Raw genomic sequence first — 10,023 nt, 5'->3', positions numbered from 1 at the left:
AATAAGGTTAAAAACCCAGAAAAACAACCAAAAAATAAAAAAAATAAAAAAATACCAAACCAAAAATAAAAAAACAAAGTAAAAAGAAAATCTCTGTACAGTGATAAAAAGAGAGTGTTCTATATTAATGGAGTCAAAAAAATATGTCATCAATACCGTTTCTAGAAAATGCTTCTGAAGGCGAAAACAGCTGGTGGAGATATCTTTTAACTGTTATAATTTCTTTTGGTGGTGGCAATCTATTGGCAGGTATTGCCTTGGTTGTGGTGTTAATTATTTATGCTGGTTTTTTGTCATTCCAAGGAGTATCAAACATCACTCAGGTAGTTACGTCACTTATTTCCAATCCATTTACTCTTATAATATTGGTTGGAGTAAGTTATTCCTTGTCATTCATTCTTTTCTACATTTGTCTACGATTTTTACATCATAAAAAGTTTTTGAGCGTTATCAATACTCTTAACAGTTTAAGATGGAAATTGTTACTCAAAGGGCTGATTGTATGGGGTTTAATACTGTTTTTATTATCTTTACCTAGTTTAATATTTAATCCAGGCGGTTATCAGGTGACTTTCAATTCGAAAACTTATTTACTCCTTCTCATCATATGTTTATTAGCTTTCCCAATACAGGCATCATTTGAGGAGATCTTGTTTAGAGGATACCTAATGCAGGGATTCAACCTATTTTCTAAAAGATTAAGTAGGTTTTTAAATTTTAGTTCGTTATCTAAACCCTGGTTCCCTCTTTTACTCACATCTTTGGCATTTGGAGGTGTTCATTTTTTCAATGGTACCAATCTGTACATGGATTTATCAATTGTGTGTTCTACCTTTATCATTGGCTTAATGTTAGGGGTGATAACACTGGGGGATAATGGAATAGAAACTGCTATGGGGGTTCACATTGCAAACAACCTTTATATTGCTTTATTGTATAATTCTGCAGATTCTGGCCTCCCGGGTCTGCCATCCGTGGTTACTTCCGAAGCCTCAGAACCCTTCACTGGTCTGCCATTCTTGATCCTGGCAGCCGTTATAACAATTGTAATTCTGTTCTGGAACCGGAAAGACGATCTTGTGAAAATATTCCGTTAAAAAAGTATCAAATTCTAATTATTCTTCTTTTACATCCTCTATTTTTAGAAATTAGGTATGTTTTTATGTATGATCAATCAATGGAAAATTAAGGATATAGTTGAATATTTTAAAGATGTAGTTCTTAAAGAAATAATTCGTGGTTATTTACCTAATGATAGTTTATTTGATTGCTTTATACCATTTTATCAGTAAAAATTTAAGGTGAATTTAATGATACCAATTGCCAAGCCCCTTATAGGTGAAGAAGAGATTGAAGAAGTTGAAAAGGTATTAAAATCAGGATTCATAGCCCAAGGCCCTAAAGTAGCAGAGTTTGAAGAAGAATTTGCCAGTTACGTTGGAACTGAACATGCCATTGCTGTAAGTTCAGGCACCACAGCATTACATCTGGCATTGCTTTCTGCAGGGGTAGGGAAGGGTGATGAAGTCATAACCACTCCTTTCAGCTTTGCAGCTACCAGTAACTGTGCACTATATGTGGATGCAAAGCCTGTCTTTGTAGATATAGATCTTAAAACCTTTAATTTAAATCCAGAACTCATTGAGGGGGCTATCACAGAGAAAACCAAAGCAATCATACCAGTACATCTTTATGGTCAACCAGCACAGATGGACCGGATAAAACAGATAGCCAAAGAACATGATCTAAGGGTTATTGAAGATGCTGCCCAAGCTCACGGTGCAATGATCAAAGATAAAATGGTGGGATCCATGGGAGATATGGCATGTTTCAGTTTTTATCCTACTAAAAACATGACTACCAGTGAGGGGGGTATGATTACCACAAACAACTCCCATATGGCCGACATGGCTCGGATTTTAAGGGCTCATGGTGAAAAAGAACGGTATAAACATGAAATTCTTGGATATAACTTCCGAATGACTGATATATCTGCCAGTATTGGCCTGGTACAACTTAAGAAGTTGGATGGGTTTAACCAAAAACGGATAGAAAACGCTGAATACCTTAAGGAGCACATAAAAGGTTTAACCGGTATCAAACCGCCATATGTTTCCCCAAAAGTAAAACACGTGTTCCATCAATATACTGTGCGAGTTAAAGAAGGTAAAAGGAATGCTTTGATGGAATATTTGAACCAGGAAGGAATTGGAACTGGAATACATTACCCTATCCCCATATATAAACAAAAACTTTATCAGGACAGGGGATATGATGATAACTGGCCTGAAACAGAAAAAGCTGCCCTTGAAGTTCTTTCATTACCTGTACACCCTGGGTTGACTATTGAAGAGTTGGAAAAAATAGCCATTTCATTGGAAGCTGCTTCAGAGAATTTATTTGAGTAAATTCTTTAATTTTCCATTTTTACTATTTTTATCCCAGTTTCTTCTCTACGGAACGTATCTTATCAGTCATGGTTCTGTCACGATCCCTGCGATCGTCGATATTGACACTGGTCACCACACGATCCACACCCGCTGAAAGAACTGCTTCATGAGCTATTTTAATGGCATCAAAAAGTTCATCAGGAGTTTCAGCCTCCAGTAAAGTTCCCATGCCACTCAACTGATATTTTATGCCCGTTTCATCAAGAGCAGCTATAGCAACAGCCACATAGTTGCTTAAACTGGTTCCAGATGTGCCTAGGGGGATTATGGTCAGTTCTGCTGATATCATACTCTTATTTATGTGCCTCTGTTCATATAATTTTTATGAAACCCCTTGATCCTGAAAATTTCAACCAGGAACTTGAAAAAAAGGTTAAAAAAATTATAAAGGATTATAAACTCATAGATGATGGAGATAGGGTGGTCGTAGCCCTTTCTGGTGGAAAAGACAGTGTATTAACATTACATCTTCTTGATAAAATTCAAAAAGAATCAGATTTTGATTTTAAACTATTGGCTATTGCTATTGATGAAGGGATAGGGGGTTATCGTGAGGATGGGTTGAAATCTGCCCGAAATAATGCATACCAATTAGGGGTGGATTACCATGAGATTTCCCTTAAAAAAGAGTTCGGAATAACCCTTGATCAGTCTGAAAGTTATTATCAGACTGCTTGTGTCCCCTGTGGTGTTTTCAGACGCTACCTTCTAAACCGAACTGCTCATGATCTTGGGGTTGATAAATTAGCCACAGGACATAATCTTGATGATGAAATTCAATCATTTCTTATGAGTTTTGCCCGGGCAGATGTAAGGCGTTTTGCCAAGTTCGGGCCCAGACAGCAACGTATCCACCCTAAACTGGTGCCACGTATTAAACCATTATGGTGCATACCGGAAAAAGAGGTAGGTATGTGGGCAGTTTTGAATGAAATGGATGTACATCTGGCAGAATGTCCTTATGCACATCAGTCTCTTAGGTCACGTCTGAAAAACTATTTAAACCAATTGGAAGAAGATAGACCCGGAACCAAGATGAAAATTCTTAGATTTTTTCAGAAAAGTCTTAAGATAAATAAAAAAGAGATTAAACTTTCAGAATGTGAAATATGCGGTGAGCCATCTGCTGCTTCTGTATGCAAAGCCTGTGAAATTCGAGAATTTGTAAAAAATCAACTTGAGTATAATAATGAGCTAAAATAGATAATAACCGGGATAATAGAATACAAAAAAAATAACAATGATATGAAAATAAAATAAGAAAAAAGATCAACACGATTAACTGACCAGGCGGGTTACAGTGCCCACTCCTTTACTCTTCCCTTCTCTAAATATTAGTTTTTGACCTTCACGTATTGCAAAAGGACGGTATTTGAATCTCATTCTAATCTTACCAGTGTCTCCGGCTGATAAATATTCATTTTCAATGGGTTTAAAGCAGGTGGTTTCTGCTATGGTCTCTATGTGGGTTATACATTCATAACCTTCTTTAATTGTGGTTGGGTGTACCAGTATGGCTACATCTGCGTCAAATTCTCGCACTGCACTGGGGTTATAGTCAGGATGACAAATAATCATGCCTCTTTTAATTTCAGTCATTTCAACTCCGGTGATGGAAATACCCACCACTTCCCCTACACTAGCATTCTCCTTACGGTAATGATGCATTTCTATGGATCTGACATTCACTGGAACAAAATCACCAGAACTAAAAGGGCCCAAAATCAGCTTTTCACCTTTTTTAACAGTACCCTGCCGTATAGTGCCGCTTACCACAGTTCCCACACCAACAACTGAGTATATCTTATCAATATACATCATGAACGGTTTTTTAGAATCTTCCTCATAGGATGGGATTTTAAGACCTGAAAAAAGCCGATCTAAAATTTCTAAACCTTCACCGGTGACAGGAGATGCTTTAATAACTGGTACCAGGTGGTGGTTCATGTTTTCAGTCAAAAAATCAGCATCTTTGGGACTTTCTACCATGTATGGTATTCGACCCACCAGTTTCAACAGGTCAAAGATATCCTGACGGACTGTTTTTATTCTTTCAGGGCTTACCATGTCAATTTTAGTTATCACTACGATGACTGGTAAGTCCATGGCCAGTATAATGCCTAAATGCTCCCTGGTGATGTGTGTTGGTCCTTGATCAGCTGATACTACCAGTAAACCATGACTCAGTTTCTGTCCCACAATACCACGGATGGTAGTGCGGAGCCAGGGTTCATGGCCAACAGTGTCAACGAAGGAAACAAGTTTATCACATTTTTCAACTAAAAGAGCTTTTTCACGCTTATTTAAAGGATTTTTAATCCTTACAGTTTCTCCCTCACTGAACCCGTAAACTGCAAAGGAAAGATCAGCAGACAGTCCCCGTTCAATTTCATGTTTTTGAACATCCAGGAAGATTCTGGTGCTTCCTGAACCGGAGTCAAGGGATCCGGTGGTTAATGTTCCCACCAGGGTGCTTTTTCCATGATCTACATGGCCGGCAACTCCAATTAGCAGGTGGTCAGGTTGGTTGGTTTGCTGGCGGCTGATGATCACCTTTGCCACTTCACCTCTACCTGCTGGTTCGGTTTCCACATCCATGATTTTGGAGTTTATTTCGTGGGCAAGTTCACCCAGAACGTGTAGTGATTCATTCATCTCTGGTTGGGTGAGTCCCAGTAGTTGACCATTATCGTCAACTCCTATAAAATAAATAGCTTCACCATACCCCCTCTCCAGACGATACTTCATCTGGGATGCCAGTTGTTGTTTACGCTCAGTGAAAAGATGAGTTTTAGAATTAAGGTTTTCTTTGAATTCTATGTTTTTTCTCTCACCGGCTTGAGTGAGTTTTGCGAAATTTTTACCACTCATAATTAAACCTGATGTTTTATTAATGAGTCTTTTTATCTTCCTATATGATTATTTAATCCTTTTAATTAATATGCCTAAAATAGAAATAAAAAAGTGGTTAATTGATAATATTGATGTTATAGTTGATAATTAGGGTATGGGATAGTCCCAGGTGGGTGGACCAATTAAACTGTTGTAAATAGGGAGGATAAACGATAAAACGGGGATGGTTGTCAATAAAAACTCAATTACTGTTTGAGTTTTAAAATCTAACTCCTCCCAACCCACATAATCACCATATCTCCCTTAGTATAGTTCATGTATTTTATTAGATATTGTTACCGTTTGATCTTATCTGCAGTGGTGAAAATTGCTTCACCATACTTTTCTTCCTGAAGTTCCTGCACCTTCTTTGAGGCTTCTTGTGGATCTTGAGTTTTGGCCAGGATTCGCCTTTCAGAGACCTTTAAATTTTTACCACAAACACATTTTTTACGCTTCACACTCTCTTTGGCGTATACTGCCCGCCCACAGTCACATCTGAATATCAAATACATTTAACCAACTCATTAAACTGGGGTTTTTTCTAATTAATTAAAACATTCCCCCTACATCATTCAATTCCCATATTACCATGATCCATTTTATAAATCTTATAAACCCATTAACTGGTTGATTAAGGGTAAAAGAACGTTAGGTATGGAAAGGAATGTTCCAATACTGCATCCAATGTTGGCCCCCACCACCACTAAAAGGATTCTGAAGAGATTATTATTCCAGAGATCACGTAAACTTTCAGTTTTGGATAGATCGGAAAGATCATCCATGGATACCCCTCGTAGTTTTGCTTCCACTATCCCTGCAAACCAACCAGCAGCCAGAAGGGGGTGTATGGAGGTTATTGGGGCTACCAAGAATGCGGTTATGGCTGAAGGAATTTTTGATCCTGCCAGTAATGAGCCCAGAAATGCAAGGCCACCAGTGAGCAGGACAAAGTACAGGAGTCCCCCTTGGATGTTGATGCCATTTATTAGGGCAGCTGCAAATATTATGATGAATGATGCAGGGAGGGCAAATAGAATAACATTAGTAACTGTTATTTTTTGTTTTTTCAATTCTAAAAGCTGGTGAAGTGGAGGTATTTCCTCGGGATGTTCCATTTTCTCCCTGATTCCCTCTTTGTGGCCTGCACCCACTACTGCCACCACATCTCCATCAAGATCCAGGAGCATCCTGGCCATGTAAGCATCCCTTTCTTTTACCAGAACTTCGTAGGCGTGGGGGGACATCTCCTGGAAGTAGCCCATTACTTCTTCCAGTGCATCACCCTCTTTTATGCTTTCAATGTCTTCAATTGCTTCATCATCTGTGAAAAATGATGCAATGATACTATACACAAATTTGGCCTTTTCCCAGAAGGTCATATGATTTAAGGCCCGTTTAAGGGTTATTTGAATGTCCCGGTCAATGAGTGCCACCCTGGCTCCTGCTTCTTGGGCAGCTTCGGCTGCAGCCAGCATCTCTGAACCGGGTTTAACTCCCACTTCTTCTCCAATCTTTTTCTGGAAATAGCTGAGAAACCCACTAACCAAAAACATGGTTAAATTATTCCCTTTTAAGATTTCCCTTATCTTTATCTCTTTATCAGTCTGGACGCCGTTTTTTTCATTTAACAAGTTCTGATAACGGGCAGCATCAAGTTCCACTGCCACAACATCTGGTTTTGATTCCAAAATAGTGTTTCTTACTTCTTCAACACTTTTTTCAGATACATGGGCTGTACCGATGATTTTTAGATTGTCAGGTGCCATTAAATCACTCTAATTAAACTGAAAACTATGAAACTAGATTTATTTGTATAGTTTTATAAATTTTGATTATATGCCTTATATAATGACTTTATAAAAAGCTTGTTATTTTTCAGTTATTCTGAAATTCTTATAATACCCTCTTTAAATTGGGGAGCTATCTGTGAGATATCACGCTGGAGGCAGAATTCCACATCTTCACCAAATCCTAGTTTTCGAAGTTTGCGTGCTGACCGGGAGTTTTTAACATGATAATCAACCAGTTCTGGATTTTGAACTGCTAAAAGTGCTGATTGGGCCATTTCATCAAGTTCATGATCCTGTAGATGGGTAATTATTTCTCCAGCACCTAAAAAATCTTCTATAGCGAATTTTCCTCTCACTCCCGCCATAACCACTTCTACATGTTCTGAAGCAATGTTACTGGCTTTTTGGGCAACTGCCCTGGCATTTATAAATGAACCTATAAATGCACGGCCTTTGATCCCTTTTAAAATTCGGGTTCCATTAGTTGTGGTGATAATCAGGGTGTTACCACTTAATTTCTGGATTTCCAGTGGTGAGTTACCAGTGTCAAATCCTTCAATGGTTGCACCATCTCTTTCACCGGCTAGGAACGCCTGATGTTTCGGTGCCATAACCAGTGCTTCTTCTATTTCCAGTGTAGGGATAACATAGGGAATTTTTTCCAGGGCAATAGTGATGGTGGTACTGGCGCGCAAAACATCCACCATTATAGCAACATCATGGGAAAATGATCTCTCTAAACTTAAGGAAACCTGCATTTGTACACCAAAAATAGATAATAAGAGTGAAAAATAAATATTTTTTTGTTATTTTTTTATTCCGGGACTTTCTCGGCAAAAGCGAATCTTCTCCGAACTGAGGTTATCCGAACTTTAACCTCTTCACCTACCTTTGTTTCAGGCACAAAGACCACGAAACCTTCAATTCGTGTGATTCCATCGCCTTCTTTACCTACATCCTCGATTTTGACTTCGTATTCTTCCCCTTCTTTTATAGGGGCTGTTTTTGGAGTTTCATCTGCACCAAACAATTCATTCACATCCCGAGACCACTATTAAACAGTCTTGTTATGTTCTTTTTTTATTTTATTTATTATTTAAATCTTTGGTAAGTCTTCTTAGAACTTAATGAGAGGAACTCAATGGTTAAATTAGAGATTTTAAACTCTTTCCAGATTCTTTTTTTCAAATAATGTTATAATTCATATAAATGGTTCTATCAATAACATTTTACAATGCAAGATGATAAATTAGATCTAGTAAATTATAGATCGTTACTTTAACAAAAATTTGAGGTGCTTATGAATATTTTTACCACTCCTATGTGTCAGGAAGTAGTAAGACTGGCTGGTGTTTTAGAATATACAGTAAAAACCGACAACAATTTTGAAGGGGCTGATTTAGCCATTGTTCTTTCTGAGACAGAAACAAAAATTCATGCCTTAAAAATAAAGTTAAACACATTTAAACAGATATATGAAAGCATTGATAAAATTTCTAATGTTTTAGGCACGGAAAAACTTGATACTGGAGAATTTAAAGCTTATTATCTGAACTATGGTAACCCTAAAGGGGACGGGTGTGATGAAAGGAAAAAAATAAAAGTTAAGGTGTACTCAAATTTTATCAGAGACATAGTTGAAGATATGGGATTTGTCCTGGTAGAAGATGAACCTGACTTTGTGGTCTTTCCAGACTACCTGAAAGATGACTTTAACCAGGATTTCATGAAGGAAATAGAGTTCATGGGTAGCAGGGCTGTGGAACTTCCTTCCCATAAAAATGCCCCCAAAAATCCCCTGGAAAGAGCACAACTGCGATATCATATTCTGGAGAAGAGATTATGTATGAAACCTTAACTTATATCGGTGGAGTTCACAAGCATGAAGAAATGACGGAGCTTATTGAGGATCTGGGAGGTTTTGTACTCCAGAAGACCACCAGTCAGATGGATCTGGTCCTGACCCTGGCAGTTCCCCTGGATGATGTGGAAAAAGTAGATGAAAAATCCAGGGAGTTATTGGGAAAAATTAAAAGAGCACCAATGGCAGGAACAGAAATCGCCATTGTATCACCAACACTTGCCAGGCAACACTTACCCCACTCTGCATGTGACATCTCAGAATACCTCCGACGTTATGGGGCAAAGGACAATATGATCGGCCTGTCTCGTGGAGCAGGTAAGGGAATATCCCGCATTTCCGAGGATGAAAAAAGACTCATTGAAGAACATGACCTGGCAGTGTTTGCCCTGGGAAGCTTCAGAGAATGCATAATGAACAAAACCCATCTTTTCTCAGACATCGACATCCCAGTAGTGGTAACTGGTGCTCCCGAGATGGATGTGGAGGACATACCTGGAGCTACAGCCTACGTGAGTGGATTGGGAAGAATACCACGTCGATTAAAAAGAGGCGAAGATATCAGGGCTCTCAGAAGCCTGGCTGAAGTTGTTGAGGACATCCTTGATACTCGTAGAAAAGAGATGCTGGATGATCCACCAATTGTGCCTTCCATACTGGTTAAGACAGAAATTGAAAACCAGGTACCTGCAGTAGAGGAAATATATTCTCCTGCACCTATAGTAAGTCAGTTAGATGGTGTGAGAGTTAAACTGGACTATGATCAGTACAAAGATGAGATTGCTGAGGTAGAAGTGGATGATTACCGTTTAGGAGATGTTTCTGAGATTAAAAAATCTATGATGTACGATTACATCCTGGTGAAACTCTTGCCTGAGACTTCAATAATATAAAAAAAATCCATTCCTTTTTTAGATATCAATATTTATTATTATAGAGAATTTCGATTATCTGTTAGATCTTTGGATATTTAAATTTTTTATTGGATTGAATTCATGGTTTAAACTGTTTAATTTGGCAAATACAT

At 38.2% G+C, this 10,023-nt stretch carries 11 protein-coding genes; 5 read left to right on the top strand and 6 right to left on the bottom strand.

The genetic code is table 11. The annotated features are described in order from the left end of the window. Positions 1-143: 143 nt before the first annotated feature. Together J2743_RS11910 and J2743_RS11905 are read left to right on the top strand one after the other, a co-directional pair. Positions 144-1,097 (top strand): CPBP family intramembrane glutamic endopeptidase, encoded by a 954-nt coding sequence (locus J2743_RS11910; RefSeq protein WP_209627492.1) that lies wholly within the window; start codon positions 144-146, stop codon positions 1,095-1,097. 213 nt (positions 1,098-1,310) lie between these two features. After that, the gene (locus tag J2743_RS11905) at positions 1,311-2,408 is read left to right on the top strand and encodes a DegT/DnrJ/EryC1/StrS family aminotransferase (RefSeq protein WP_209627490.1); all 1,098 of its coding nucleotides are present in this window, start codon (positions 1,311-1,313) and stop codon (positions 2,406-2,408) included. 28 nt (positions 2,409-2,436) lie between these two features. Here J2743_RS11905 and J2743_RS11900 read toward each other — a convergent pair whose 3' ends face one another. Further along, positions 2,437-2,739, bottom strand: a complete 303-nt coding sequence (locus J2743_RS11900) for an MTH1187 family thiamine-binding protein (protein WP_209627488.1) — start codon at positions 2,737-2,739, stop codon at positions 2,437-2,439. Between the two features lie 35 nt (positions 2,740-2,774). Between J2743_RS11900 and J2743_RS11895 the strand changes: the two genes are divergently transcribed. Next, positions 2,775-3,653: a TIGR00269 family protein gene (locus J2743_RS11895; RefSeq protein ID WP_209627486.1), complete on the top strand. Its 879-nt coding sequence runs from the start codon at positions 2,775-2,777 to the stop codon at positions 3,651-3,653. A 75-nt stretch (positions 3,654-3,728) separates the two neighbouring features. Here J2743_RS11895 and J2743_RS11890 read toward each other — a convergent pair whose 3' ends face one another. The 5 genes from J2743_RS11890 to J2743_RS11870 all read right to left on the bottom strand — a co-directional run bounded on the left by J2743_RS11890 (position 3,729) and on the right by J2743_RS11870 (position 8,165). Continuing rightward, on the bottom strand, positions 3,729-5,321 hold the full coding sequence (locus J2743_RS11890) for a GTPBP1 family GTP-binding protein (protein WP_209627484.1): 1,593 nt from the start codon (positions 5,319-5,321) through the stop codon (positions 3,729-3,731). A 317-nt stretch (positions 5,322-5,638) separates the two neighbouring features. Then, positions 5,639-5,857: a DUF1922 domain-containing protein gene (locus tag J2743_RS11885; RefSeq protein ID WP_209627482.1), complete on the bottom strand. Its 219-nt coding sequence runs from the start codon at positions 5,855-5,857 to the stop codon at positions 5,639-5,641. Between the two features lie 96 nt (positions 5,858-5,953). Then, positions 5,954-7,111, bottom strand: coding sequence for a TraB/GumN family protein (locus J2743_RS11880; RefSeq protein WP_209627480.1), 1,158 nt, complete (start codon positions 7,109-7,111; stop codon positions 5,954-5,956). Between the two features lie 113 nt (positions 7,112-7,224). Beyond that, complete coding sequence (gene comB / locus J2743_RS11875; protein WP_209627478.1) at positions 7,225-7,893, bottom strand: 2-phosphosulfolactate phosphatase; 669 nt, start codon at positions 7,891-7,893, stop codon at positions 7,225-7,227. A 56-nt stretch (positions 7,894-7,949) separates the two neighbouring features. Then, positions 7,950-8,165, bottom strand: coding sequence for a TRAM domain-containing RNA chaperone (locus J2743_RS11870; protein ID WP_209627494.1), 216 nt, complete (start codon positions 8,163-8,165; stop codon positions 7,950-7,952). A 270-nt stretch (positions 8,166-8,435) separates the two neighbouring features. Here J2743_RS11870 and J2743_RS11865 point away from each other — a divergent pair, with 270 nt between their 5' ends. Then, positions 8,436-8,993, top strand: a complete 558-nt coding sequence (locus J2743_RS11865; protein WP_209627476.1) for a hypothetical protein — start codon at positions 8,436-8,438, stop codon at positions 8,991-8,993. Next, positions 8,978-9,889 carry a methanogenesis marker 7 protein gene (locus J2743_RS11860; protein WP_209627474.1) on the top strand — a complete coding sequence of 304 codons (912 nt, stop codon included), beginning with the start codon at positions 8,978-8,980 and terminating at the stop codon, positions 9,887-9,889. Before J2743_RS11865 ends, J2743_RS11860 begins: the two co-directional genes overlap by 16 nt. Positions 9,890-10,023: the final 134 nt, after the last annotated feature.

It is taken from the genome of Methanobacterium petrolearium (genome assembly GCF_017873625.1).
GTDB lineage: Archaea > Methanobacteriota > Methanobacteria > Methanobacteriales > Methanobacteriaceae > Methanobacterium > Methanobacterium petrolearium.
This window is presented reverse-complemented; position numbering and strand designations above follow the sequence as displayed.

Excerpts from the sequence above, each read along its gene's own strand:
- comB (WP_209627478.1), bottom strand. The coding sequence starts at position 7,893 with ATGCAGGTTTCCTTAAGTTTAGAGAGATCATTTTCCCATGATGTTGCT.
- J2743_RS11905 (WP_209627490.1), top strand. The coding sequence starts at position 1,311 with ATGATACCAATTGCCAAGCCCCTTATAGGTGAAGAAGAGATTGAAGAA.
- J2743_RS11900 (WP_209627488.1), bottom strand. The coding sequence starts at position 2,739 with ATGATATCAGCAGAACTGACCATAATCCCCCTAGGCACATCTGGAACC.
- J2743_RS11890 (WP_209627484.1), bottom strand. The coding sequence starts at position 5,321 with ATGAGTGGTAAAAATTTCGCAAAACTCACTCAAGCCGGTGAGAGAAAA.
- J2743_RS11895 (WP_209627486.1), top strand. The coding sequence starts at position 2,775 with ATGAAACCCCTTGATCCTGAAAATTTCAACCAGGAACTTGAAAAAAAG.
- J2743_RS11910 (WP_209627492.1), top strand. The coding sequence starts at position 144 with ATGTCATCAATACCGTTTCTAGAAAATGCTTCTGAAGGCGAAAACAGC.
- J2743_RS11865 (WP_209627476.1), top strand. The coding sequence starts at position 8,436 with ATGAATATTTTTACCACTCCTATGTGTCAGGAAGTAGTAAGACTGGCT.
- J2743_RS11885 (WP_209627482.1), bottom strand. The coding sequence starts at position 5,857 with ATGTATTTGATATTCAGATGTGACTGTGGGCGGGCAGTATACGCCAAA.
- J2743_RS11880 (WP_209627480.1), bottom strand. The coding sequence starts at position 7,111 with ATGGCACCTGACAATCTAAAAATCATCGGTACAGCCCATGTATCTGAA.
- J2743_RS11860 (WP_209627474.1), top strand. The coding sequence starts at position 8,978 with ATGTATGAAACCTTAACTTATATCGGTGGAGTTCACAAGCATGAAGAA.